This window comes from Halogeometricum sp. S3BR5-2 (assembly GCF_031624635.1).
In the GTDB taxonomy this organism is placed as follows: domain Archaea; phylum Halobacteriota; class Halobacteria; order Halobacteriales; family Haloferacaceae; genus Halogeometricum; species Halogeometricum luteum.
In genome coordinates, this window is the sequence record NZ_JAMQOQ010000002.1 from 215,716 (window position 1) to 240,836 (window position 25,121).

Consider the following 25,121-nt stretch of genomic DNA (forward strand, 5'->3'; position numbering starts at 1 on the left):
GAGGTTTCTGTGTACGTGCTGAATAGAGAGCGCGAGTCGGTCACTATCCAATCGACTTATTGTCAACCGCTGTTAATATCCTACAGTGCCTTTGTTGAACACCTCATCATTGATTGCTCGTCGATGGAAAAGTGGTGTTTTAGTTACTCTCGTAGCGCTTATCATGGTTTTCCGCTTTTACCTAGTTCCAGATGGTTCTTTGCTAGACAAAGGACTCACAGTTGTCGGTGTAATCTTGATGGTTGCATTCTTTGTGAGGGCGTATTACCGGGGACAGTACGGGAAATCACCGTGGTAAATTAGTTCAACCCGTGAGTTAGAATGGTCACTAATGTGGTGTCCGTAAGTGCTGAACTCACCCTCTCCATTCAGCACGTCGCTCTTGACCGCCTTCAGTGAGGTTGCTGTGGGCGTGCTGCATAGCGGGCGCGAATCGGCCATGGGCTCGGTATCCAGTATAAGCGAGTCGGCTTGCTCAGAACAGGCGTCCTGTCTGACGGCCTGTCGTCGAATTGCTCTGATACGTTCAGCTTCGTCGACTATCGAGAGACAGCTTGGTCGCCACCCACCCACCGGCACGACCGAATCCGAGCCCGAACAGTGAAGAAACGCACAGTAGTAGCCCACAGAATACGATTCCAAGTAGCGGCCGTCTCACTGCTGTGCCAACCGTTACCATGGAGATGACCAGTCCAACGAGGCCAGCGACGAAGCCAGTTCGGAGGCCAGCAGCACCGGGGTCTGACGAGCGGATTGCAGCGATGGTTCCTGCGATGAACGCTCCGAATATCATGATACCACCGCCAATGGTCGCCTCAGAGTTCGGTAACCAATTCAGAAGGGCGGTGACAGGTAACGAGGCAATTGCACCGAAGAGCGCAAATCGCCATATCTCAGGAGGGGTACGGACGCGGAGAGATAGCACCATATTCCTACTACAAGTTGCCAACAATATATCATTTGTGTGAGATTGGACGATGAAAATCTCGACGACCAATTAACTGCTGTTACACTCGCAGGCGCTACTCAGCAGTTAGTTTAGCGGGAATACAACAGAATAGAGGAGTCCTCTGTGCTGAATACACTCTCTGAATCTGTCACGACGCTTCTGACAGCGTTCGGTGGGGTTTCTGCGAGCATGCTGAATAGAGGGCGCAAGTCGGTCAATTGTGTTCACTGGAGCGTGAAAACCGTCTCAGAGAACCCACGTTTCCATCTCGTCTGAGAGTGGTCTGCCGAACGCTTATACGGCTCATCGGGTTACTAGAAGTACGATGGCCAGTTCGACTCAGAACGGCGACGCCAACGATGGCGAGATACGTCTCTGGCAAGAGGATGGCTGGTGGATCGCGAACGACGTCGATACGGGCGTGACGACGCAGGGAGCGTCTAGAACGGAGGCACTGGAAAACCTGGACGACGCCGTCGCAGTCCATACCGGGGAGCGTGGCCACGAACCGACGGACGAGGAACTCCGTTCGCTGGGAATCGACCCCGAGGACAACACCACCGGCGACCAGGCACCGCCAGATGTCCTCGACTGATCGATGGGAAGGCGAACGTTCTCCGGAATGGAGGTCGTAACGGTGCTGGTCAACGTCGGCGGGTTCGAGTGGCGACGAACGACCGGTGACCACGCTCAACTGTACTACGAACACCCGACGAACGAAGAGGACCGTCGACAAGTGACTGTCCCGTTACACAGCGAACTCCGTACCGGAACGCTCCGAAGTATCGCCGAAAGCGCCGGAGCACACGACTTCGATGCGTTCTGCGAGTGGATCGACGAAAACGCTTGATCTTCCACGAAGAGGTGGATGCTCTCACCGTTGTCGAATACCGAGTAGGCTTTCGTGCTTATGCTGAATAGAGGGCACCTTTTTACTTCGCCGAGTGCGCCTGCGGCGCACCGCTCTCGCGAGAACGCGGAACGTTCTCCTGGCTGACGAGACGGGAGGCGTCTCGTGAACCCCGCAAAAATCTGGACCAAAAAGGGCCGACTCCGCCGTCTTCGACGGCTTCGTCGGAGAATCGCTCGCTCCCTCCGGTCGCTCGCGGATGCTCGTTGCGCATTTCTCTACTGGACCGCTGTTTCGCAACCAACGGCGTGAAACGAATCGCAGTGCCGTGCCGAATAGAGAGCGCGAATCGGCCACGGACTCGGCACCTGCTGTGAGAGAAGCGAATCGCTCAGAACGACGTACGTATCGCCCACCGAAGTTTGCTGAATGACTGCCGGAGGAGTGGTATTTCGAGATATGAGGGAAACAGAACCTATAAGCAGTGCAATCTTGTCGATGTCAATATGGTGTCTACTTCCCACGCCAATTGCTGGCGTTGGCACGTGTATCGGGAAGTGGACAGTAGCGCGGCTTAGGGTCAGACGGGCTTAACCCGGCGGATTCGGTCGCGATGCTCACTCGCTTTCTCAATCGCATCGCCTCCTAAGTGACTGCAATCATCAAACACACATGCCAGCAGAAGACGACTTCACCGTAACGCCATACGCCGTCGAAGGCGACATCGACTACGACCGACTCATAGACATGTTCGGGGCTGATGCCCTCACTGCCGAGCAGAGGGCTAAGTTTCCTGACCCCGGCCATCCGCTCGTGCGCCGTAGCGTGTTCTATGCAGAGCGTGACGTAGACCCATTCCTTGATGCCGCCAACGAAGACAAGCTTCATTCCATCGTGACGGGACGTGGCCCCTCAGGGCCGATGCACATCGGTCACATCTTCCCATTCTACTTCGCTAAGTATCTACAAAACCAGACAGGAACTCTCGTCTACATCCCGTTCTCCGACGACGAGAAGTACTTTCTCAAAGACAAGTCGCTGGAGGAAATCAGCGGCTACACCCGCGAAAACCTCCTTGACCTTCTCGCAGTCGGGTTCAACCCCGAACGAACCCGAATCGTCGTAGACACGGCGGACGCGGACGTGGTGTACCCTCTAGCGACCGCGTTTGCCAAGGAAGTGACGCAAGCGACCGTGGACGCAACATACGGAGAACCCGAGAATATCGGTCTCTCGTTCTACCCTGCTGTCCAAGCCACACACCTCCTCCTCCCGCAACTTGTGGAGGGTCGCCATCCGACGCTCGTCCCGATTGCGGTTGATCAAGACCCCCACGTTCGAGTCTGTCGGGACATCGCGGCCAAGGAACGGTACGATGTGGCCAAGCCCGGTGCCTTGCTCTCGAAGTTTCTCCCAAGTCTCGAAGGGCCGGGGAAGATGAGTTCGTCCGACGATGCACCGAGTATCCTTCTCTCAGACGATCGAGAGACGGTCTTCAACAAAATCCGCACCCATGCTTATTCTGGTGGGCAGACGAGTCTCAAAGCACATCGAGAGCAGGGAGGAAATCCCGAGGTAGATGTCTCGTATCAGTTCCTGTACTACTTCTTTGAAGAAAATGATGAGCAGGTAGAACGGCTTGCACGCGAGTATCGAAACGGGTCACTCCTGAGTGGTGAACTCAAAGATATGGCGGCGAAGAATATTGCGAACTTCCTCGAAGCACATCAAGAACGTCGCAGGGCGCTTGGCTCGCTCGAAGACGAGTTGGAACAGTTCCGCTTGACAGAGGATGAGCGACAGGTTGCGCGGCGGCGAGCAGGCTACCCCGAGAGTTCTCTGGTTCAGAGATAGACCCACTCACTCGGAAATCAACCTACTAAGTTCGCATTTCTCTACTGGACGGTTGCTTCGCAACCAACGGCGTGAAACGACTCGCAGTGCCCTGCTGAATACACCCTCTGAGTCGGTCACGACGCTTCTGACAGCGTTCGGTGAGATTGCTGTGGGCGTGCTGCATAGAGGGCGCGAGTCGGTCATAGGAGAGAAAGAGCAGTACCGAGAACACTCAGACAGGCAGCCGCAATCAGCGCAAAGAGGAGACTAGCGGAGATCTCAAAGCTATCAGGGTCTCTTTGCAGTGATTCATAGCCAGCCACAATAGTCATCCCGGCCCCACCAACGGTCATAAGCAAGAGCGGAATACTATGGTCGCCAGAGAGAACCGATAGCGCCGCTGGAAGCCCAATAGAAAGTCCAATTACTGCAAGAGCACCGCTGTAGATATACAATCGTTCCATAGACGTCTAATCAAACCTTGGCCAAATATATCTGAGGAAGTTGACACTGCTGTCTTGCTTGGGACAACTCGGACAGGACTTCACTACCGAAGAAGTAGGATAAGTGGTGCCCGATTGATGCTCTATACTCAGCACGCTCTTTCTGACAGTGTTCGGTGAGGTTTCTGGGCCATGCTGCATAGAGGGCGCGAATCGGTCACAGGAGGGAAAGAGCAGTACCGAGAACACTCAGACAGGCGGCCGCAATCAGCGCAAAGAGGAGACTAGCGGAGATCTCAAAGCTATCAGGGTCTCTTTGCAGTGATTCATAGCCAGCCACAATAGTCATCCCAGCCCCGCCAACGGTCATAAGCAAAATTGGAATACTATGGTCACCAGAGAGAACCGATAGCGCCGCCGGAAGCCCAATAGAAAACCCAATTACTGCAAGAGCACCACTGTAGATATACAATCGCTCCATAGACGTCTATCAAACCTTGGCCAAATATATCTGAGGAAGTTGACACTGCTGTCTTGCTTGGGAACAACTTGAACAGGGACTTCACTACCGAAGAAGTAGATAAACAGTGCCCGATTGATGGTCTGAATCGGTTACGACACTTCTGACAGCGCTCGGTGAGGTTTTTGCGGGCGTGCTGCATAGAGAGCGCGAATCGGTCACGGACTCGGCACCTGCTGTGAGAGAATCGCATCGCTCAGAACAGGGCCTGTAGTCATCACTCTGTTCGCGCAGTCTGGCCCGGGAACCGCTGACTGGCTACCTCACCGGGTTCGCCACGGGGAGCAGACCCGAGGAGATGATCCGACGAAGGAGGACGACGATACCGTTCTCTAGACCGTTGGCGAAGATCGCCTGCTCATGTGAGTCGTCGTAGTCGGCGTCCGGGTAAAAGGAACTGACCAGCAACGTCGTGCGGTCGACCAACAGCAGGCGGCTGATGGCAATCTCGTCGTCGCTCGCGGGCCCTAGGAGCCAGTCCAGGTCGGTTTCGAACACCTTCACGGATGGGATCTCGGTATCGAGTTTGGCGATGATCGCGTCCGTTTCGCCACCGATGGTCACGTCGACACCGCGGTCGACTGCGCCGTTGAGCAGCCCGTACAACGCCTCCGTCAGGAGTTCCTCCTCGACGACCAGCAGGACGATCTCCGATTCGGCGTCCGCCAGCAGATTGTGTGTCCGGGCCTCGATGCCACCGTGGCCGGACATCGTCCATACCTCCTGCATTCGGTCGTTGTCGTCGACCTCCGGTTGGAGATCGAGCGCTTCGAGGTGTGACTGAAGGGTGTCGATCCGCGTGTCGTACTGCTGACGCAAGATCGCGGTTGCTTCCTCGATGCTGACCGCGCGAAACTGCTGGGGGTTCGAATGCCGTACTTCCACCAGCCCCTTTGACTCCAGCACTCGGACGGCGTCGTACACCCGAGTTCGAGGGACCTCGGAGATCTCGCTGATTTCCTTGGCGGTCCCCGTCGAGAGTCGGGTCAACGCCAGGAAACTCCGCGCCTCGTACTCCTTGAGTCCAAGGTCCTGCAGCAGACTCACCGTCTCGGCTTTACGTTGCTCATCCGTCATTATGTTGTCCTGTCATGGCCGAATGGTCGAGGGGGCTAATTCACGCTCGGACGGGATTTGGGTGACTGACTCTCCACACTTCGAGCAGGCGTCCATCGCTTTGCTAATGTACGTCTTCTCGCAGACAGGGCACGAAAACAGGGCCGTGGTGACTTCGTCCTCGGAGTCGTCGCGAGTGGGCAGTGTCTCGGCCTGTGTGCGCCTACTGAGTCGGGAGAGCCACGTGTGGAGCCGGCTCATGGGTTACGACCCTCCCGCGGGCAGTACGTCTTCATGGTCGGTCACCAACCGGAACAATGACGCGTTGTCGTCGAAGCTGGATCCCCGCCGAATCGTGCGGGAGCCCGTATTCCACGCGAGATAGTCTGCCTCGGAGAATTTGGGCAGATGAATGTGATACAGGGCTGTACGCATCTCGGTGAGGGTGGCGTCGTCAACGGCGTCCGGGTCGCAGTCGATGTGCCAAGTGGCAACCCGAGTGGCGAGGCAGTTGAGGGAGACGGGAGTCTCCTGCTCGTCGAGGTAGTACAGGACGTACCGACGAACGGGATTCGACAATATGCTGAAAGTATTGGTTACCGCCTCGGTTGCCTGGGCCATACTGTGGCAAGGACGAGCTAACGAATAAGCCCGTTTATCTAGACGAGCGATATATTTTGAAAATTCAACCTAATTCAATTATCTATTGATATATCCAAACTCAAATGGGAACTTAGAGCATATGGGCCCCGGATAGATTTGAAAATTCCAAGCGATCCTCGATTATCCTTGATTGGTGACAGACCCGTCGTCGATGTCGTCGTCCTGGCGCGCGCCGGGGTCCGGCCGTGGATAGAAGTGGTCCCATGGCTGGACCCGCGTCTCGGAGATGATCTCAGAACTGTTGATAGTCAAGCCTAAGTCCGCTAGTTCGTTGCGGATCTCTTCGATCTCCCCGACCGTGTCGGCGACGACTTCGACGTGGACATTCCGTTCGCCCCCAAGCAAATCGCGGGTGGTCACCACACCGCGAACGTCGAGGATCTGTTCGGTCATTGATTCCAGCTTATTCGGATTGACCGTGCAGACAAACATGACGTGGAGGGGGTAGCCCGCTTGCTCGTAGTTGATCTCGGGGCGATAGCCCCGGATCACGCCCCCGCCCTCGAGTTTGTCGAGGCGATTCCGGACCGTCGTGGAGGTCACATCCACCTTCTCGGCGATCTCCGTATCGGTCTGACGGGCGTTAAGTTGGAGTTGGTGCAGGATGCCCCGGTCCACGTCGTCGATTTGAATGTCGTCCATACCGTGCCTTGGACGGGGGGAGTGAAAAGTCCGCACGGGCCCCTTCACTACCACGAATACACTCAAAATCACGTACGGACAGCGCGAGAATAACCAGCGAGCCGCTCGCGAACGACTCCGTCGGGCGGAAGATGGAGAAGAGTTCGACGAGCAGGAGGCAGCGTTTATCCTCAACTTCGAGGATCTTAACGACGTCGAACGACTCATGCGTCGGTTGAATCTCCAACACCTGGACATCGTCGCCAGTGAACGTCCGGAGAGTATTCGCGAGACGGCTCGACTCGTCGACCGCGATTACAAAGCAAGAGACATCAGCGTGAGAACGAAACAGTGCTTAGAACGTCTGCTGGCACGTTGAGTCCGTTGACATTCTCATCTCATGACAGTGTATTGGGATGTGCTGAATAGAGAGTGTATATTTAGTATTCGAGCTGCGTTTTGCCCGTGGTGCTCTGAGCTACTATCTATCCAGTCGGGACCTACTGAAGTGAACTGGCTATGCGGAGCTTAGTGTTGGATTGATTCGTCGCCGATAGGAGCCTCCCAGAGAAGGATGGCCGTTGCCCCAACGACGAGAACGATACCACCGACACCCAGTGCGAACAGCGGAGAGACGGCGTCGGATATGACGCCGCTTCCGAGTTGAAACGGGACGACTGCGAGGCCGCTGACCATCGCCATCGCACTTAGAACGGTGGCGCGACCGAGCGTCTCCACACGGTCATTGATGTACTGCCCAGCGAACGATCGGGTGACGTCCGAGACTCCTCGAATCAGAAGGAACGTCGGGAGGGCAAGCACCGGGAGGAAGTACATCCCGATCAACGCGCCACCGACGGCGAACGGGAGGACGAGAAACCACGTTTGTAGTCCGATCGTCTCTCTGATCCTTCCCGTGTAGTAGTTGAGCATCGCACCAACGAGGCTGTACGCCGCATAGAACCACCCCAGCAGGGCTTCAACCTGCGATTGCTGGATTCCAAGGTCGAGAACGACGGTCTCGAAGATCGGCTGGAGAAAGACGAATACGAGGTAGGTGACCGCGGCGTACAGAACATAGTAGTAGAGCAGGAACGACCGCAAACGGCGACGACCGAGGACCGTTCTCACGATACGGACCGTTCGACGGAGGCTCAACTCCTCAGTCGCGGTTTCCTTGTACGTCTGGGGTTCGTCAAGCGTGAGCAGTACCACGACCCCGAGACTCGTCACGCCCGCTGCGACGAACCAGGGATACGAGAGGTCGATGCTGCCGAGATACCCGCCGAGAATCGCCGCACCGGCTCCAACGGCCAACGCCGCCGATTCTCCTCGCCCCCGAACGTGGGCGAACTCGTCTTCGGAGAGGTCGTCGGTGAGTGTGTCGTAGAGCCACGCGTCTTCGCTCCCGGAGCGGAAGTTGTAGCCCAGTGACCAGCAGACGTAGAGGCCTGCCAGCGGAAGAAACGAGTTCGACAGACCGATACCGAGGAGTGTCAGTGATATGAGTGACGTCCCGATGAGGAGACTGTTGCGTCGTCCAACGCGGTCGCCGATGTAGCCAGTCGGTATCTCTCCGAACAACGTCGTCAGATTGTAGAGCACCTCCAGAATGGAAATCTGAGTGAACGAAAGCCCCTGAGCCAAAAAGAAGAGGTACATGATGGGTCGATAGAATTCGACCGCTTTGGTCGACTTGTATATGTAATAATGTAGGATGTTTTTAGAGACAGCCTCCCGGATACCATCTCCTGTGGCTTCTCCCATGCGTATGCTGGCGAAGGAAGAGCCGACAGGTATAGCCTGTTATTACAGAATAGCTGATTAGTGCATATTTCGGCGTATTTAGCCGGTATACTCATCCGATCAATTGCTCTAAGAAGCGGTTGGATGGCGATTAGTCAACAGTCAATTCGCACGTCTCTACTGAACGCCTGTTTCACAACGAGAAGCGTGAAACAAACCGCAGTGCCGTGCTGAATACACCCTCTAAGTCTTGCACGGCTTTTCTGACAGCGTTCGGTGGGGTTTCTAGGGTCGTGCTGAACTCACAGCGCGAGTCGGTCACTAGTTTTCCTTGGAAGAGCTTGCCAAATCGCTCAGAACGGACTGCGGTTTTATCATATCAACCGGAAGTAATTTTCTATCTGACGTTCTATACATGGATGATGGCTGACTCTGCACTCTGGATTGGACTCCTCATACTGGGCGGATTGCTCTGCCTTGCTGGGACAGTCGGCCAGTACATCCGGACGAACGAACTCAACTACTGGGGGTGTTCGGGGACGTGCACCGCTGCTGGAGGTGTCGTCGAGCTTCTGGTTTCCAGTAACTATCTCGCTGAGTCGGGTTTCAGCGACGGTGTCACTTGGTTATTCCTGCTACTCGGATTCGTGTTCATCGCAGTAGCACTCCGAAGGCATGGACTCAGTTGGGGAAATTCGAGCGAAAAGGTCTGAGACACCCGCGCCTTTCTACTGCACGGCTGTTTCGCAACCAACGGGGTGACACGAATCGCAGTGGCGTGCTGAATACATCCTCTGTACTCGACGCCCTCTTTCTGACAGTGTCCGGTGAGGTGCTTGCGGGTGTGCTGAATAGAGGGCGCGAATCGGTCAGTGGACTATCGCTGTAACGGGCCGGGGAGCATCGCTACTCACAGACCACTACTGACTGCACCCTTCGAACTGTGATTCGGACGGCATATCCCTGAATCGTCCATCCATCCCAACGCGAACGGTCACTGAGTAACAATCACCACCTTTGGTTGGATACGTTCTCGCTATCGAATCTTCCCCTCCATCGAGAGTAGCCGAGACGGTGTATTTTCTGCGTCCAGTCGGCAGCCCATCCTCGGAAGTAATGATGGGCTGTTCCTCGTCCGATGGCGGCATCTCTTCGCTCAAGCTGTAGAGCGTCTCGCCTGAGGACTGAATCTGTACTCGAACTGTATGACTCTCATCGTCCATATTCAACAGGACAATCTCTCCGAGACGGGTTTGAGAGCGCTGGAAAGGGGAGGTACAACCTGCGACGGCGAGGAGGCTGGAGCTCAAACCGGTGAGGAACGCACGACGCGAGGGGGACACAGTTTGATAAATAGTGTCGGTTTTGAAAATACTTCGCTTGGTGACCAAGCGAGCGAACGACGACTTGCTGAATACACCCTCTGAGTCGGTCACGACGCTTCTGACAGTTTTCGGTGTGGTTACTGTGGACGTGCTAAATAGAAGGCGCGAATCGGTCACGGGCTCGGGCCTGTTGTAAGAGAATCGAATCGCTCAGAACAGAGTGTATCTCGAACAGAGGATTCTAGGTGGTACCGTCCGCTTCCTCCTTCGGGAGATTCTTTCGCTCTGAGAGATAGTAGAGTACTACGACGAACCCTACTGCGGGGATAACCACTCCCAACCAGTACTTCTCCGGGTTTTTGAGCTTCAGCCGCTTCGCGTCAAAGAACATGAGAACTCCGATAGGTAGTTGCAGGGCGAGCACGCCGTAGAACAGTGTAATTCCTGCGTCGACCATTTCCAACATTTATCTCTCACAGAACATATTAGTTCCGTCAAGTGGTACCGAGGAGTCTGTTGTGTGGCGTAATAGACCATCGGTACTACCTTCTAATCACGAACGGACATGACGTAAATCAAAGATGGATTCGTACCCCAAATTTATGCTCATCACTGCAGCAACGCTGTTACTTGTAACACCCGGTGGAATTGCAATCCTGTATCCAGACATATCCTTTCTCGGACTGTTCACCAGCTTAGGGTTCTGGATTCCGGTGATGATCCTGTTTCTCGTGATGCTGTTCGGGTTCTGGGTCGGTCAGCAGTCGAAGTATACGTGACCTCTTTTTCGCTGAGTAATCGCTCACTACGCAGGCGCTACTCAGCGGTTAGTTCAGCGTAAAGAGGACGGGATAAACGAACCCTCGGCGCTGAATACAGCCTCTGAGTCGGTCACGGCGCTTCTGACAACCTTTGGTGAGGCTTCTGTGGCCGTGCTACAGTGAGAGCGCGAATCTTGAACCGTGCCAGCATGGGAACGTAGATGTCGAAATCGTTCAGTAGAGAACGTGGGTGAAGCAGAGAAATCGACGTGACTTAGCTGGATTTGGGGGTACGGTAGTGGTGATAGAGCAGTTGCGTCACTGGCACTGCCCATGTGAACGCGAGTGAAAACTGAATGACTGCCCCAATATACTGTTGGGGGACAAGCAGCCACACTGCTATGGTTACCACGCAAATACAGCCGAGCGCGACAACCGACGCCGTCACATCGTTCACGTCTCGGAGGTCCACGTCGACCAGTCCGACAGCTGCCACGATTCCGAGAGCCACCCCCAATCCGATGGCCGCCAGTGTCGCCTCCAGTGAGACGATTCGACGAGCCGGGTCAATGGACAGTAGCCACGGGGTCCCAATGAGTGCAACCCCAAATAATCGGAGTGCCCGCGCTCGCTCGCCAGTGCCTAGCAACAAGTGTGTCTCAGAGGAGGACTGGTTCATAAGATGAAAGTGAGATGGCACGAGCATATCTGTTTCGACCAGCCCCTTCGACTGAACACGCTGATACACTCGCACGTCTCCACTGAACGGCTGTTTCACAATGAGAAGCGTGAAACGAATCGTAATGGCGTGCTGAATACATCCTCTGTATCGGTCACGCCAGTACTGGCAGTCATCAAACAGTATATGCACGGTCTGATGGATACCGAGCGCGAGCGTAGCAAATCGGGCCTGTAACCGCCTCTCAGAATGCCCCAGTCGCCGAGCAGATGAATACTCACCGTGTCGTATCGGCGTCATGCGTACCCACACCGACGCGGAAGCGTGGCGCTTGCGGGCGGCGGCGAACGGACTGGACGGGGACGCGGACTCCGCCGCTGCCGTCGTGAAGCGGGTGTGCGGGATTCAGGCACAGGACCCTCGCTCGGCCGCGTTGTCGATACGGCCACGTGCGAGAACTCTCGACGCCGAAGCCGTCGAGTCGGAACTGCACGACGAAGTGATTCGGACGTGGAGCATGCGGGGCACACTGCATCTGATCGCGGCGGAGGACCTCCCGTGGTTGCTGTCGTTGTTCGGTCCGCACTTCGCCGAACGGGGACCGGAGCCGAAACGCTTGGAGGAAGCGGGACTGGACAAGGGGGGAGTGGAGACAGCCGTCGCCACGCTCGGTCGACTACTCGACGATGCGGGGCCGATGACCCGCGACGAGGTAGCAGCCGAACTCGTCGATTCCGGTATCGACATCGACCCGTCGAGTCAGTCTCCGAACTTCCTGATACGAAGAGCCGCACTCAGGGGCATCATCCGCGAGGTTGCGCCTATCGACGGGGCCGTGGCGTACGATGTCCTCGACGTCGAGATTCCGCCACCGGGGTTCGACCGCGAGGCGGCGCTCGTTCGGTTGGCTGAGCGGTACCTCGCCGCCTACGGCCCGGCGACCCTCGACGACTTCGTCGCGTGGACCGGCCTCGGAAAGCGGGATGCCCGACTCGGATGGGAGGAGGCCGAAAGCGTCACCGTGACCGTGGGGGACGCCGAGATGCTGACTACCGTCGATGGCTCCGCCGAGCCACCAGGTGCGACCGGCGACCTCCGACTCCTCCCCGCGTACGACACGTATCTGCTCGGGTACGCCGCGGCGAACCGCCCCGTTCCAGAAGCCCACCGGACGGATGTGTGGCCGGGAGCGGGGATAATCAGGCCGACCATCGTTCGCGACGGCGTCGTCGTCGGGACGTGGCGGCTGGATCGCTCACGTGCGACGTCGGCCGTCGAGGTAACGTCGTTCGACGAACTCGACACGGACGCGCTGGACGAAGAAGTCGCCGACGTCGGTCGGTTCCTCGACGAGGAACTCGACCGCTCTCTGTCGCATTGAACTCCGTTCCGCGCTGAACGCATCCTCTCTGCTCAGCACGCGGTTCGTGTCGGATTCGACAGATTCCAACGGAACCGACGGCGTCGGAGGAACCGGCCGCACTCACCAACATCTGTCCGCTTTTTACGTCCCCGCGCCGACCGACGAGCATGGAACTGTTCGCCGTCCCCGACGTGCCGGAGGTCCGGCCGGGCGACGACCTCGCGGCGACGATTCGCGACCGGGTCGAGTTACGCGAAGAGGACGTCGTCTGCGTCGCCTCGACGGTCGTCTCGAAGGCCGAGGGGCGACTGTTCGACTTGGAGGACTTCCCCGCCGGCCCCCGCGCCCGCGAGATAGCCGCCGACTTGGAGGAATCGACCGGCGAGGAGAAGGACCCGCGCTTCGCGCAGGCCGTGTTGGAGGAGAGCGTCGACCTGTTGATGGAGTCGCCCTTCCTCCTCACCGAGACGCGCTTCGGCCACGTCGGCGTCAACGCCGGCATCGACCGCTCGAACGTCGCCGGCAGCGACCTGTTGCTCCTGCCGAAGCGACCCTCCGAGAGCGCCGAGCGACTCCGCGCGGGCCTGCCCGCCGAGCGGGTTATCGTCACCGACACCTGCGGACGGCCGTTCCGTCACGGGCAACGCGGCGTCGCCCTCGGGTGGGCCGGCATGAAGGCGTCCAGAGACTGGCGCGGGGAGACGGACCGCGACGGCCGCGAACTCGGCGTAACCGTCGAGAGTGTCGTCGACGAACTCGCCGCGGCCGCGAACCTCCTCGCCGGCGAGGGCGACGGCGGCACGCCCGTCGTCGTCGTTCGGGACTTCGAGTGGGGCGACCACGACGGCAGCGACAACCTCTACCGGGAGATAGAGGGCGATTTCGTCCGGCAGGCCGTGCGCGCCTGGGAGCACGACGATGCGTGAGGATACCGACGGCGACGGCGACGGTGGCGGTGACGCCGGCGCTCCCACCCTCGGCGTCGAACTGACGCCCGAACACCCGGTTCCCGAAGTCGTCCGCCGCGGCGTCCTCGCCGAGGAGGCGGGCTACGACGCGGCGTTCGTCTCCTGTCACTACAACAACCGCGACCCGTTCGCCGTCCTCGCGCGCCTCGCGGGCGAGACGGCATCGATTCGGCTCGGACCCGGCGTCGCCAACCCCTACGAGATGCACCCGGTCACGCTGGCGACGAAGACGGCCACCGTCGCGGAACTCTCCGAGGGCCGCGCCGCCTTCGGCATCGGCCCGGGGGACAAATCCACTCTCCGGAATCTCGGTATCGACGACGAACGCGGCCTGCGCTCGGTGCTGGAGGCGTTCAAAGTCGCACAGCGCATCTGGGACGGCGAGCGCGTCAGCCACGACGGGACGTTCGAGGCGAACGACGCGGGCGTGAACTTCGAGGTACCCGGCGAGATACCCGTCTACGTCGGCGGCGAGGGGCCGCACATGTGCCGGATGGCGGGCAAGCACGCGGACGGTCTGCTGTTCAACGGCTCGCACCCGGACGACGTGGCGTGGGCCAGAGACAGAGTCGAGGAGGGAATCGAGGACCGACCCGACTCCCGCGGCGCGTTCGAACTCCTCGCGTACGCCAGCGTGAGCGTCGGACCCGACCGCGAGGCGGCGAGAGAGGCGGCCCGCCCGCCGGTGGCCTTCATCACCGCCGGAGCGGCGCCGCCGGTGCTCGACAGACACGGGATAGACGCCTCGCTCGCGGAGGATATCGGTGAAAAGATCTCTGCGGGCGAGTTCTCCGAGGCGTTCGGCCTCGTGACGCCCGCGATGATAGACGCCTTCGCGATGGCCGGCACCGAAGAGGAAGTCGCCGACCGGATGGCGTCGGTGTTCGACCGCGCCGACGGGGTGGTCGTCGGGTCGCCTCTCGGGCCGGACCCCGACGAGGCGATCAGACTCGCTGCTTCGGCCGCGCGTCGTCGGTAGCGCTCGAACCGAGACCCGTGACGGCGTTCACCGCCGCGCCGAGGACGAGGTAACCGAAGACGAGGCTCGAGACGCCGACGAACGCCGCGCCAATCAGGAACGAGAGCGCGGTGAGCGGGTCGCCCGACAGGAAGATGTCGAAGAGGAACGTCGTCACGAGGTCGAGGACGCTGAGGAGCAACTCCACGACGAAGTCGATGACTGTGACCATACGCCCCGTTTGGCGTCCCCGTACTTGTGTGTTGAGGGTTCGCGTGCGCCCGCCGTCGACGTCGGAGTCCCGTCCGCCCGTCGGTACGGCTAAGGCCGGGCGTCCGCTCCTTCGAGACGTGACACGAGACCGCTCGCTGGACGACTTCGTGGGCGGCGGAGAGGGCGAGGAGAGCGACGGTTCGGACCCCACCGAGGGCGACGACTCGAAGGCGGACTCGGCGGACCGAGCGGACGGGGCCGGCGGAGATGCCGGCGACGACTCGGGGACGACGCCCGATTCGGCGGCGACCGAGTCGGCCGCGCCGACGACCGACGCGGTCGACCCCGCGGTCGGCACCTACCGCTGGGACCCCGACGGCGTCGCCTGCGCCGCCTGCGGCGAGACGGTTCATCGGCTATGGCTCGACGACGGCGGGCAGGTGTGCGAAGAGTGCAAGGAGTGGTGAGGCGGGTGGCCCCCGCCGAGCGTCCGCTTCTCGGCGTCGGCTCGTACCTCCTCTTCGTGACGCTCGGTGGCGTTCTCGGGTACTGGCTCGTCTGGTGGGGCGGCTGGGGACGCCTCCGCCGCGAGTTCGGCTGGGGTCACCCGACCGAGGCGGCGGACCGCTGACCCGACGGCTCTCTCACTCCATCCGCGTCGAACGCCGCTCGAACCCGCGGACGAACGTCTCCTCCTCTATCGAGAGCACCGTCGGCCGGCCGTGCGGGCAGGCGTACGGCGTCTCACAGGCGCCGAGTCGCTCGACCAGTCGCGTTGCCTCCTCGATGCCGAGTTCGTCGCCGGCCTTCAGCGACGGGTGACAGGCGAGGTCCTTCAACAGCCCCTCGGTGGCGTCCGCGGGCGTCTCCCCGCCTCTGAGCGCGTCGAGGGCGTCGCGGACGCTCTCCGGCGCGGCGGCCCGACCCATCGGCGCGGGGACGGCGCTCACCCGGACGGTACCGCCGCCGAACGGTTCGACGGCGAAGCCGAGTCGGGCGAGTTCGTCGCGCCACTCGTCGGCCGCGGCGGCCTGCGCGGGGGACAGCGACACCGTCGCCGGCGGGTCGACGTCGGCCGACGCGGGCGACTCCGAGTCCCCGCCGTCGCCGTCCCGCGCCGCCCGCAGGCGCTCGTAGTTCACCCGTTCGTGGGCGGCGTGCTGGTCTATCACCAGCAGGTCGTCGTCGGCCTCGCAGAGCAGGTACAGCTCTCGAAACCGGCCGATGACGCGCACGTCGTCGAATCTGGACTCCTCGCCGTCGACGGGTTCTAACGTCGAATCGAGGTCCATCGCAACCTCCTCGCTCCGGCGCAAATCGGCCGTCGAGAGGGCGTCGCGCACCGACTCTCGGACGGCGTCTTCGACCGCCCGGTGCGCGCGGAGGCGCACTTCGCGCTTAGCCGGGTGGACGTTGTGGTCGCACCAGTGGGCGGGGAGCGACAGGGAGACGACGGCGACGGGCGCGCGGCCGTCGGGCAACAGGTCGCCGTAGCCCGCGACGACGGCGCGGCGGAGCGTCTCGGAGGGGAACGCGCGGCCGTTCACCGCGGTGTACACGTGGTCGCGGCGAGCGCGGGTGACCGAGGGGTGCGCGAGGAGGCCCTCGACGCGAACGGTCGCGGACTCGCCGTCGTCCTCGACCGTCCGCTCGGACTCGAACGCGGTGCTCCGCCCGGCCACGTCGCGGTCGTAGACGCCGAGGACGGCGTCGGCGTAGTCGCCGCTGCCGGACGTGGAGAACACCTCGCGGCCGCGGCGGCCGTCCGACGGCCCCGACTCCCCTTCTGTCTCGTGGACCAGCGAGAACGCCACGTCCGGGCGGGCGAGGGCGTAGCGGGAGACGGCGTCGGAAACGCGGGCGAACTCGGCGCGCGAGGAGGCGAGCGACCGCCGGCGGGCGGGCGTGTCGGCGAACAGGTCCCGCACCTCGACGGTCGTCCCCCGCGCCCGCCCCGCCGGTTCGACGCGCTTCTCGCCGCCGCTCACGAGCACGCGCGTCCCGCGCGCGCCGCCGTCGTTCGTCACGAGTTCGAGCGTCCCCGCCGCGGCGACGCTCGGGAGCGCCTCGCCGCGGAAACCGAGCGTCGACACCGTCCGCAGGTCCGCGGCGTCGCCGAGTTTGCTCGTCGTGTGCCGGTCGACGGCGCGGGCGGCGTCCGCCTCGCTCATCCCGCGGCCGTCGTCGCGGACGCGGAGCAGGGGCGTCCCGTCGCCGACGACGGTCACCGCTATCCGCGAGGCGCCCGCGTCGAGGGCGTTCTCCACGAGTTCCACGACGACGTCCTCCGGGCGCGTGACGACTTCGCCGGCGGCGATGCTCGCCACCGTCTCCTCGTCAAGCGCGCGGACTCGCTCGCCGGGTTCCGCCTCAGTCTCGGTTTCGGTCTCTCTCGTCAAGTCTCTGTTTCAGGTCGTCGAGGGCGTTCAGGGCCTCCAGCGGCGTCGTCTGGGCGACGTCCAGTTCGCGGAGTTCCGCCAGCACGTCGGCTTCCGCGCCGGTGGTCGTCGTCCCCTCGGCCCCCTCGTCGGACTCGATGCCGTCGACGTAGGCGGCGAGGGTGCCTTCGGAGGCCCGGCCGTTCGTCGGCGCTTGGGCGTCGGCGGAGGTATCGCTTTCGCCGGCCGGGGCATCGTCCGAGGATGTCCGCATCTCCGCCTCGTCGGGTCCTTCGCCGCCGTTCGCGTCGGCCGGTATCGCGCCGCTCTCCCGGACGTACTCGCGGGCGCGTTCGACCACCGCCGGCGGTACGCCCGCCAGTTCGGCCACCTCGACGCCGTACGACGACGAGGAGGCGCCGTCGGCGACGCGGTGCAGGAACGTCACGTCCGGATTTCCGTCCTCTCCTTCCGCCTTCTCGACGGTGAAGTGGAGGTTGAACGCGTCCGGCAGGTCCTCGACCAGTTCCGTGAGGTCGTGGTAGTGCGTGGCGAACAGCGTCGTCGCGCCCACCTCGTCGTGGACGAACTCCGTCGTCGCGCGGGCGATGGCGAGGCCGTCCGTCGTCGACGTCCCCCGCCCCACCTCGTCGAGGAGGACCAGCGAATCCTCGGTGGCGTTGTGGAGGATGTCGGTCAACTCGGCCATCTCGCGCATGAACGTCGACTGGCCGCCCGCGATGTCGTCGGAGGCGCCGACGCGGGTGAAGATTCTGTCCAGAATCGGGAGGCGGGCCGCTCTCGCGGGGACGAAACTCCCGGCCTGCGCGAGGACGGCTATCAGCGCCACCTGCCGCATGTACGTCGACTTCCCGCTCATGTTCGGCCCGGTGATGACCGCGACGTGACCCGCCGAGAACTCCGCCGGGTTCGGCACGAACTCCGACCGCGTGCGCTCGACGACGGGGTGCCGCCCCGCCTCTATCTCCACGCTGTCGGCGCCCATCTCGGGACGCACGTAGCCGTTCGCGGCGGCCACGGCGGCGAACGTCGTCAGCACGTCCAGTGTCGCCAGCGAGTCCGCGAGCGTCTGGAGGCGTTCGACCTCCTCGGCCACGTCGGCGCGGACTTCGGCGAACACCTCGTACTCCAGGGCGTCCGCGCGCTCCGAGGCGGAGAGAATCTCGTCCTCGCGGCGCTTCAACTCCGGCGTGTAGAAGCGCTCGGAGTTCTTCAGGGTCTGCCGACGGGTGTAGTCGTCCGGCACCCGGTCGAGGTTCGGGTTCGTCACCTCGATGTAGTAACCGTGGACCTGCGTGTACCCCACGTCCAGCGAGTCGATACCGGTCCGCTCTCGCTCCCGTTCCTCGAGGGCCGACACCCACTCGCGCCCCTCGCGTTCGGTGGCGCGCACCTCGTCGAGTTCGTCGTCGAACCCCTCCCGGACCACGCCGCCCTCCGTTATCTCCTGCGGCGGGTCGGGACGAATCGCTTCCCCCACCAACTCGCGCACGTCCGCGAGTTCGTCCAGCGAGTCGCGCAGGTCCCGGAGGGGGTCGCTCTCCACCTCGGAGAGCGCCGCCTTCACCTCCGGGACGGCGTCCAGCGTGTTCTTCAACGCGCGCAGGTCGCGGGCGTTCGCGCGTTCGCGCGAGACCCGCGAGACGAGGCGTTCGAGGTCGTACACCTCGGAGAGATGCTCCCGCACCGTCTCGCGGGCCATCGGCCGGTCGAGGAGTTCCGCGACGGCGTCGTGTCGCCGCCGAATCTCCCCCTCGTCGACCGACGGCCGGCGGAGCCACGAGGCGAGTCGCCGCCGGCCGAGGGCGCAGGCCGTCTCGTCCAACACCTCCACGAGGGTGTCCCCGGACCGCGGACTCCGCGACTCGAACAGTTCGAGGCTCCGGATGGCCGTCGCGTCGAGTTGCAGCGACCGCTCGGGGTCGTAGCGGCGGACGCGCGAGACGTATTCGAGGGGGCCGTCGTCGCCCTGCGTGTACTCCGCGTAGTCGAGGAGGCCGCCGACGGCGCGCAGTTCCGCCTCGCTCCCGACGACCGAGTCGGGCGCGGCGACGTACGCCGAGAGCGTCTCGCGGGCGGCGTCGGCCTCGAAGGTTCCGGGGTCGGCGTCGGTCGCCATCGTCTCGAAGCCGAGTTCGAAGTCGGGCGCGTCGGGGGCGCGGAGCAGTTCCGCGGGCGCGAGGCGGTCCAGTTCCTCGCTCATTCGCCTCTCCGTGCCGCTCGTCACCTGGCACTCGCCCGTCGAGACGTCCACCGTCGCCAGCGCCGTCTCCTCGCCGGACCCGGCCACCGCGCCGAGGTACGTCGCCGTCGCCCCGGAGAGCAGTTCCTCGTCGACGACGGTGCCGGGGGTGATGACCTGCGTCACCGCGCGGTCCACCAGTCCCGACGCCTCGGAGGCCTCTTCGACTTGGTCCGCGATGGCGACGCGGTACCCGGCGTCGAGGAGGGCTTCGAGGTACGACGCCGCGTTGTCGATGGGGATGCCCGCCATCGGGTACGTCCCCGTCGAGTCCTCGCGCTTGGTCAGCGTCACCTCGCAGACGCGGGCCACCTCTTCTGCGGCCTCGCAGAACGCCTCGTAGAAGTCGCCCACCTGAAACATGACGACCGCGTCGGGGTGGGCTTCGCAGAGGTCGAGATACTGCGACAGCATCGGCGTGAGTTCCTCGCGGGCGCCGAGCATCGTGCGCGGCGGTCCCTCCGGTCGCGGGGCGTCGTCCCGCCCGTCCGCCGAATCGGGGCCGGGGTCGCGGTCGCTCCCCGTCGACGCCTCCGGGTCCGACGTCTCCGTCCCGTCCGCGTGTTCCATGTCCCGTAGAGGGCGACCGACGGACAAAAGCGGACGGGAAGCCGACGCGACCGGCGAGCGAACCGGTCACACCCAGCAAAGTTACGTGCGCCCGGTCCCTACCCGTGTCCGTGTGCGTGCGAATCGGTGTCGGGGACTTTCACGGGGATGCGAGAGTTCCGCCGCCGATTCGACCGCCTTCTCAACCCCTGATACATGACCGACGCAGACGCAGTACCTGACTCGAAACCGGAGGCAACAGCCATCTCTCCGCTCCCGGTCGAGGACGCCGCCGACCTCGCGACCCGGATCACGGAGAACGTCGAACGCGTCATCGTCGGCCAACGGGACGCCATCGAAAACATTCTCATCGCCGTTCTCGCTCGGGGTCACTTGCTCTTGGAGGACGTGCCGGGCGTGGGGAAGACGATGCTCGCGCGGTCCGTCGCGGTGTCGCTCGGCGGGTCGTTCAAACGCGTGCAGTTCACGCCGGACCTCCTCCCCTCCGACGTGACCGGGGTGAGCGTGTTCAACCAGCAGACCCGCGAGTTCGAGTTCCAGCGGGGACCCGTCTTCGCCAACGTCGTCCTCGGCGACGAGATAAACCGCGCGCCGCCGAAGACGCAGGCCTCCCTCCTCGAAGTGATGGAAGAAGAGCAGGTGACCGTCGACGGGACGACCCGAGAGGTGCCGAACCCGTTCACGGTCATCGCCACGCAGAACGACGTGGAACCGGGTCGAACGTACGAACTGCCCATCGCCGAGATAGACCGCTTCATGAAGAAGATACGACTGGGCTACCCCTCCGAAGCCGACGAGACGGAACTGCTCGGCCGGGTCACCGGCGACCACCCCATCGACTCGCTGGACCCCGTCGCCTCCACCGAGGACGTACTGCAGGCTCGCCGGACCGTCTCGCAGGTGACCGTCCGCGAACCCGTCCGCGCCTACGTGTCGCGCCTCGCGGGCTACACGCGCCAGCACGCCCAACTCGGCGCGAGTCCCCGCGGCGCCATCGCCCTCGTCCGCGCCGCGCAGGCCCGCGCCGTCTTCGAGGGCCGCGACTACGTCGTCCCCGACGACGTGCAGGCCGAGGCGCCGAGCGTCTGGGCGCACCGCGTCCGCACCGACGGCGACGACACCGGCGCGTCGGTCGTCGACCGCGCCCTCGACGCGGTGGCGGTCGAGTAGCGCGATGCGGTTGACTCGACGCGGGTACGCGGTCTGCGCCGTGGTCGCCGTCGGCTTCGCCCTCGGTCTCCGCTTCGGGCCGCGCGCGCTCAACGCCCTCGTCCTGCCGACCGGCGTCGCCCTCGCGGCCGCCCTCCTACAGGTCCGCCTCGCCGCGACGCCGACGGTCGAGCGGACGCTCCCCGCCGACGGCTTCCCCGACGAGACGGGGGAGGTCACGCTCTCGTTCGACGTCGACCGCCCGTACCCGGCGCGCGTCGTCGACTCGCTCCCGCCCGGCGTCGACGGCGACGCCGAGGCGGACGCCCTCGTCGGCGGCGACCCCGTCTCCTACGAGGTGACCTACCGCTCGCGCGGCGAGCACCGACTCGGCCCCGTCGCCGTCGTCGCCACCGACGTGCTCGGGTTGGCCGAACGGGAACTCGTCGCCTCGGGCACCGACGCCGTGTTGGTGTTCCCCCGCGTCCGCCGCCTCTCGTCCGGGGCCCGCAACGACCTCTGGGCGCTGCACGACGCCGAGTTCTCCTCGCGCCGCGAGGAGTTCGACAGGCTCCGCGAGTACGTCCGCGGGGACTCCCTGCGCGACGTGCACTGGAAATCCTCGGCGAAGCGCGGCGACCTCATCGTCAAGGAGTTCGTCGCCGAGTCGGACGCCTCCGCGATTCGCATCGCCGCCGGCGGCGCGCGCGGCGCCGACGACGAGATGGCCGAGGCCGCGGCGACGCTCTGTCTCGCCTTCGTCAGGTCGGGCGTGCCCGTCACGCTGTCGACGCCCTCCGGCGTCGTCGAGGCGGCGGCGGGCGACGACGCCCCCCTGCTCGGACACCTCGCCCGCGCCGAGGCCGGCCCCGTTCCCGACGAGGGGGCGGACGTGGTCGTCCGAGCGAACGAGTCGGCCACTCACGTCCGCTTCGGCGACACCGAGACGACGTTCGACCGCCTCGTCGTCGATGAGTCGGCCCCCTCCGTCGACCCCGACGGGCGACGGACGCCCCCCGCCGCGGAGTCGGCCGACGAGCGGTCCGAGGAGGCGGTCGCGTGAGCGCCGAACCCGGACCCGAGACCGCCGGCCGGTTCGACGGCCTCCGCGACTCCGAGGCCGCCCCGCGCGCCGTCGCCCTGCTCGGCGTCCTCGTCCTCACGTGGTCGTACGTGAGCGTCCTGCTCTACGTCACGAACGTGGTGGGGGGCCGCTCGCGACTGCTCGTCGTCGTCCTCGGGTCGCTCGTCCTCGCCACCGTCGTCGGCTCTCTCGTCGGCGTCCGGACGGCCGTCGCCGTCACCGGCGCCCTCCTCGCCGGCGGGTTCGCCGTCTACGTGCTGGCGCTACCGCAGAGCCAGATTCAACTGCTGACGCCCGACCGCCTCCTCTCGGACACCGTCGCGCTGCTCACCGGGCTCTCCATCCTGCGTCTCACGGGGGCGGGCGTCTGGGCGATGGCCGTCGCGCCGGGGCCGGTGTTCCTATCGTGGTATCTCGCCGTCCGCCGCCGCTACGTCGGGGCCGTCGTCGTCGGCGGCGTCGCCCTCGGCCTGTTCGTCCTCACGGGCGACGCGGGGCAGGTGACCACGCTCGTCGGCGTCGCCGGCGGCGCGGTGGCCGTCGCGGCCGCGACGCTCGACCGCTACGACGCGGGCGTCGCCCAGTTGGACGTGTTGACGATGGTGCTGGCGGCGATGATCGTGCTCTCGGCGACGGTGTCAGTCGTCCCCGGCGCGGGCGCCGCGCCCCTGCTTCCGAACCGCGGGTCGCCCACCGTCGAGGGGAGCCTCGTCGACGCGCAGGACCGACTGAACGTCGTCGGCAGCATCCGACTCTCCCCGCAGGTGCGTTTCACCGTCGAGAGCGACCGGCCCTCCTACTGGCAGACGGCCGCGTACGACCGCTACACCGGCGACGGCTGGGTCAGGACTGGTAACGCCAACCCCTACGAGGGGCGGTTGCGCGGGCCGCCCGGCGCCTCCCGGACCGTCGAGCAGCAGGTCACCGCGGAGGGCTCTCTGTCCATCGTCCCGGCGGCGTGGAAGCCCGTCGACCTTCAGGGCCCAATCGCCTCCGACGCCGAGGTGACGACGCAGGGTAACATCCGCCCGACGGCGCCGCTACGGCTGGGCAACTCCTACCGCGTCACCAGCGAGATGCCCCTGCACACGACCGAGCAACTGCGCCGCTCCGGCACCGACTACCCCGACGAGATAGAGGAGCGCTACCTGCAACTCCCCGACAGCACCTCCGACCGGGTGCGAGAGCGGGCCGCGCAGGTCGCCGGCGGCGAGGACAACGCCTACGACAAGGCCGTCGCCGTCGAGGAGTACCTCGAATCGGAGAAGCGCTACTCGCTGTCGGTGCCGGAGCCCTCGGGCGACATCGCCGACTCGTTCCTCTTCGAGATGGACGCGGGCTACTGCACCTACTACGCGACGACGATGGTCGCCATGCTCAGGGCGCAGGACGTGCCCGCGCGACTCGTCACGGGCTACACGACGGGACAGCAGGTCGCCGAGGACGAGTACGTCGTCCGCGGCCTCGACGCGCACGCGTGGGTGCAGGTGTACTTCGAGGACGTGGGCTGGGTCCGCTTCGACCCGACGCCGAGCGGTCCCCGCGAGACGGCCGAGAGCGCCCGCCTCGCGGAGGCCAGACAGAGCGGCCAGACCGGCGTCGACGTGGAGTCCTCCGAGGAGACGGCGACGCCGACGCCCACCCCGACGCCGACGCCCGAGACGAGCGATGGCGCCGCCGACGAGAGCGGTACGTCGGCCGAGTCGAGCGCCGTCGCCCCCGGCGGCGTCGTGACGCCGGGCGACGGGTCGATTCCCGGCGTCGGCGCGACGACCACCGCCGACGGCGGCGGGTCGCCGATTCCCGACCTGCCGCCGCGGCGGACGCTCGTCGTCGGTCTCGTCGCCGTCGTCGGACTGGTCGCCGGCGCGCGGCGGGCGGGCCTCACCGACCGCGCGTACCGGGCGCTGTGGCTCCGGTACGGCGGCGGCGGGGAGACGCCCGAGGACGACGCGGTCCGCGCGTACCGACGGCTGGAGTACCTGCTCGAACGGGAGTACCGCCCGCGACGGACCGGCGAGACGCCGCGTGCGTACCTCCGCTCGCTCTCCCGGGTCGGCCTCGACGGCGAGGCGGTCCGGGTCGGCGAGGCCTACGAGCGCGCCCGCTACGGCGACGGCGTCTCGCGCGCGGAGGCGGACGACGCCGCGGCCGTCGTGACGAGACTCGTGCGCGAGTCGACGCCGGTCGTCGGCCGACTGTTCCGCTGAGCGGGGAGTCGAACCCCGACCGTTCGCCACGGCCGGCGTTGCCCTCGTGGAACGGCCGAAATCGCCTGCTGGGACGAGTGTGCGCGCGAGGCGGACTCCCGATACTGTTTAATATCCCCATCTTGTACGTTCAGATTGTAATGTCGGAAGTCTGCTCGACGTGCGGGCTCCCTGAGGAACTCTGCGTCTGCGAGGACGTCGCCAAAGAGTCCCAGGAGATCACCATCCGCATCGACGAGCGCCGCTACGGAAAAGAGGTAACGGTCATCGAAGGGTTCGACCCGCGAGACGTCGATATGGACAGTTTGTCCTCCGACCTGAAGTCGAAGTTCGCCTGCGGCGGGACGGTGGAGGACGGTTCCATCGAACTCCAGGGCAATCACACCGGCCGCGTGGAGGACTTCCTCCGCAACAAGGGCTTCAACGTCGCCTGACCGTTCACCCTCGACTACTCCGAGCGTTCCGATTCTCCGTTTTTTCGCGCCGCGAGCCGCGCTTCTCGTGACTCTCCTCGAA

Annotated in this window: 26 protein-coding genes; 15 read left to right on the forward strand and 11 right to left on the reverse strand. The window is 63.7% G+C overall.

The genetic code is table 11. The features are described from left to right. Nucleotides 1-526: 526 nt before the first annotated feature. Nucleotides 527-928: a DUF5518 domain-containing protein gene (locus tag NDI79_RS07485; protein WP_310927857.1), complete on the reverse strand. Its 402-nt coding sequence runs from the start codon at nt 926-928 to the stop codon at nt 527-529. A 346-nt stretch (nt 929-1,274) separates the two neighbouring features. Between NDI79_RS07485 and NDI79_RS07490 the strand changes: the two genes are divergently transcribed. The 3 genes from NDI79_RS07490 to NDI79_RS07500 all read left to right on the forward strand — a co-directional run bounded on the left by NDI79_RS07490 (nt 1,275) and on the right by NDI79_RS07500 (nt 3,653). After that, nucleotides 1,275-1,544 carry a type II toxin-antitoxin system HicB family antitoxin gene (locus NDI79_RS07490; RefSeq protein WP_089882709.1) on the forward strand — a complete coding sequence of 90 codons (270 nt, stop codon included), beginning with the start codon at nt 1,275-1,277 and terminating at the stop codon, nt 1,542-1,544. A gap of 3 nt (nt 1,545-1,547) precedes the next feature. Further along, nucleotides 1,548-1,799, forward strand: a complete 252-nt coding sequence (locus NDI79_RS07495) for a type II toxin-antitoxin system HicA family toxin (RefSeq protein WP_310927858.1) — start codon at nt 1,548-1,550, stop codon at nt 1,797-1,799. Nucleotides 1,800-2,471: 672 nt separating this feature from the next. Then, complete coding sequence (locus NDI79_RS07500; protein WP_310927859.1) at nt 2,472-3,653, forward strand: tryptophan--tRNA ligase; 1,182 nt, start codon at nt 2,472-2,474, stop codon at nt 3,651-3,653. 182 nt (nt 3,654-3,835) lie between these two features. Here NDI79_RS07500 and NDI79_RS07505 read toward each other — a convergent pair whose 3' ends face one another. The 4 genes from NDI79_RS07505 to NDI79_RS07520 all read right to left on the reverse strand — a co-directional run bounded on the left by NDI79_RS07505 (nt 3,836) and on the right by NDI79_RS07520 (nt 6,959). Then, the gene (locus NDI79_RS07505; protein WP_310927860.1) at nt 3,836-4,099 is read right to left on the reverse strand and encodes a hypothetical protein; all 264 of its coding nucleotides are present in this window, start codon (nt 4,097-4,099) and stop codon (nt 3,836-3,838) included. Between the two features lie 757 nt (nt 4,100-4,856). Continuing rightward, nucleotides 4,857-5,675 (reverse strand): TrmB family transcriptional regulator, encoded by an 819-nt coding sequence (locus NDI79_RS07510; RefSeq protein ID WP_310927861.1) that lies wholly within the window; start codon nt 5,673-5,675, stop codon nt 4,857-4,859. A gap of 243 nt (nt 5,676-5,918) precedes the next feature. Next, nucleotides 5,919-6,275 carry a DUF7344 domain-containing protein gene (locus NDI79_RS07515; protein WP_310927862.1) on the reverse strand — a complete coding sequence of 119 codons (357 nt, stop codon included), beginning with the start codon at nt 6,273-6,275 and terminating at the stop codon, nt 5,919-5,921. A gap of 162 nt (nt 6,276-6,437) precedes the next feature. After that, nucleotides 6,438-6,959, reverse strand: a complete 522-nt coding sequence (locus NDI79_RS07520; RefSeq protein ID WP_310927863.1) for an Lrp/AsnC family transcriptional regulator — start codon at nt 6,957-6,959, stop codon at nt 6,438-6,440. A gap of 166 nt (nt 6,960-7,125) precedes the next feature. Between NDI79_RS07520 and NDI79_RS23760 the strand changes: the two genes are divergently transcribed. Further along, nucleotides 7,126-7,317: an HVO_A0114 family putative DNA-binding protein gene (locus tag NDI79_RS23760; protein WP_484494544.1), complete on the forward strand. Its 192-nt coding sequence runs from the start codon at nt 7,126-7,128 to the stop codon at nt 7,315-7,317. Nucleotides 7,318-7,466: 149 nt separating this feature from the next. On the opposite strand, the gene NDI79_RS07525 is transcribed toward NDI79_RS23760, so the two are convergent. Beyond that, nucleotides 7,467-8,705 (reverse strand): MFS transporter, encoded by a 1,239-nt coding sequence (locus tag NDI79_RS07525; protein ID WP_310927864.1) that lies wholly within the window; start codon nt 8,703-8,705, stop codon nt 7,467-7,469. Nucleotides 8,706-9,106: 401 nt separating this feature from the next. On the opposite strand from NDI79_RS07525, the gene NDI79_RS07530 reads away from it, so the two are divergent. Further along, nucleotides 9,107-9,397, forward strand: a complete 291-nt coding sequence (locus NDI79_RS07530) for a hypothetical protein (protein ID WP_310927865.1) — start codon at nt 9,107-9,109, stop codon at nt 9,395-9,397. Nucleotides 9,398-10,250: 853 nt separating this feature from the next. Here NDI79_RS07530 and NDI79_RS07535 read toward each other — a convergent pair. After that, nucleotides 10,251-10,466 (reverse strand): hypothetical protein, encoded by a 216-nt coding sequence (locus NDI79_RS07535; protein ID WP_310927866.1) that lies wholly within the window; start codon nt 10,464-10,466, stop codon nt 10,251-10,253. 145 nt (nt 10,467-10,611) lie between these two features. On the opposite strand from NDI79_RS07535, the gene NDI79_RS07540 reads away from it, so the two are divergent. Further along, on the forward strand, nt 10,612-10,788 hold the full coding sequence (locus NDI79_RS07540; RefSeq protein ID WP_310927867.1) for a hypothetical protein: 177 nt from the start codon (nt 10,612-10,614) through the stop codon (nt 10,786-10,788). Nucleotides 10,789-11,044: 256 nt separating this feature from the next. Here NDI79_RS07540 and NDI79_RS07545 read toward each other — a convergent pair whose 3' ends face one another. Further along, on the reverse strand, nt 11,045-11,449 hold the full coding sequence (locus tag NDI79_RS07545; RefSeq protein WP_310927868.1) for a hypothetical protein: 405 nt from the start codon (nt 11,447-11,449) through the stop codon (nt 11,045-11,047). 298 nt (nt 11,450-11,747) lie between these two features. On the opposite strand from NDI79_RS07545, the gene NDI79_RS07550 reads away from it, so the two are divergent. The 3 genes from NDI79_RS07550 to NDI79_RS07560 all read left to right on the forward strand — a co-directional run bounded on the left by NDI79_RS07550 (nt 11,748) and on the right by NDI79_RS07560 (nt 14,759). Further along, nucleotides 11,748-12,830, forward strand: coding sequence for a winged helix DNA-binding domain-containing protein (locus NDI79_RS07550; protein WP_310927869.1), 1,083 nt, complete (start codon nt 11,748-11,750; stop codon nt 12,828-12,830). Nucleotides 12,831-12,979: 149 nt separating this feature from the next. Then, entirely contained in the window at nt 12,980-13,738 is a 759-nt protein-coding gene (locus NDI79_RS07555; protein ID WP_310927870.1) for a coenzyme F420-0:L-glutamate ligase, read from the forward strand. Beyond that, a complete protein-coding gene (locus NDI79_RS07560; protein ID WP_310927871.1) occupies nt 13,731-14,759 on the forward strand; it encodes a 5,10-methylenetetrahydromethanopterin reductase in 1,029 nt (342 codons plus the stop codon). The genes NDI79_RS07555 and NDI79_RS07560 overlap by 8 nt, the downstream gene beginning before the upstream one ends. Here NDI79_RS07560 and NDI79_RS07565 read toward each other — a convergent pair. Continuing rightward, nucleotides 14,725-14,970 (reverse strand): DUF8024 family protein, encoded by a 246-nt coding sequence (locus NDI79_RS07565; RefSeq protein ID WP_310927872.1) that lies wholly within the window; start codon nt 14,968-14,970, stop codon nt 14,725-14,727. The genes NDI79_RS07560 and NDI79_RS07565 overlap by 35 nt on opposite strands. A 118-nt stretch (nt 14,971-15,088) precedes the next feature. Between NDI79_RS07565 and NDI79_RS07570 the strand changes: the two genes are divergently transcribed. Continuing rightward, complete coding sequence (locus NDI79_RS07570; protein WP_310927873.1) at nt 15,089-15,418, forward strand: DUF7573 domain-containing protein; 330 nt, start codon at nt 15,089-15,091, stop codon at nt 15,416-15,418. Between the two features lie 5 nt (nt 15,419-15,423). Beyond that, nucleotides 15,424-15,582 carry a hypothetical protein gene (locus tag NDI79_RS07575; RefSeq protein WP_310927874.1) on the forward strand — a complete coding sequence of 53 codons (159 nt, stop codon included), beginning with the start codon at nt 15,424-15,426 and terminating at the stop codon, nt 15,580-15,582. A 13-nt stretch (nt 15,583-15,595) separates the two neighbouring features. Here the strand turns inward: NDI79_RS07575 and mutL are convergent, their stop codons facing one another. Next, entirely contained in the window at nt 15,596-17,350 is a 1,755-nt protein-coding gene (gene mutL / locus NDI79_RS07580) for a DNA mismatch repair endonuclease MutL (RefSeq protein ID WP_310927875.1), read from the reverse strand. Beyond that, entirely contained in the window at nt 17,322-20,162 is a 2,841-nt protein-coding gene (gene mutS, locus NDI79_RS07585) for a DNA mismatch repair protein MutS (protein ID WP_425499587.1), read from the reverse strand. The genes mutL and mutS overlap by 29 nt, the downstream gene beginning before the upstream one ends. Before the next feature lie 195 nt (nt 20,163-20,357). On the opposite strand from mutS, the gene NDI79_RS07590 reads away from it, so the two are divergent. From NDI79_RS07590 to yciH, 4 genes are all read left to right on the forward strand, one after another. Further along, entirely contained in the window at nt 20,358-21,332 is a 975-nt protein-coding gene (locus NDI79_RS07590; RefSeq protein WP_310927876.1) for an AAA family ATPase, read from the forward strand. A gap of 4 nt (nt 21,333-21,336) precedes the next feature. Further along, nucleotides 21,337-22,374, forward strand: a complete 1,038-nt coding sequence (locus NDI79_RS07595; RefSeq protein WP_310927877.1) for a DUF58 domain-containing protein — start codon at nt 21,337-21,339, stop codon at nt 22,372-22,374. Then, nucleotides 22,371-24,605, forward strand: coding sequence for a transglutaminase TgpA family protein (locus NDI79_RS07600; protein WP_310927878.1), 2,235 nt, complete (start codon nt 22,371-22,373; stop codon nt 24,603-24,605). Before NDI79_RS07595 ends, NDI79_RS07600 begins: the two co-directional genes overlap by 4 nt. A gap of 140 nt (nt 24,606-24,745) precedes the next feature. Further along, nucleotides 24,746-25,039 carry a stress response translation initiation inhibitor YciH gene (yciH, locus tag NDI79_RS07605; RefSeq protein ID WP_008384152.1) on the forward strand — a complete coding sequence of 98 codons (294 nt, stop codon included), beginning with the start codon at nt 24,746-24,748 and terminating at the stop codon, nt 25,037-25,039. Nucleotides 25,040-25,121 lie beyond the last annotated feature (82 nt).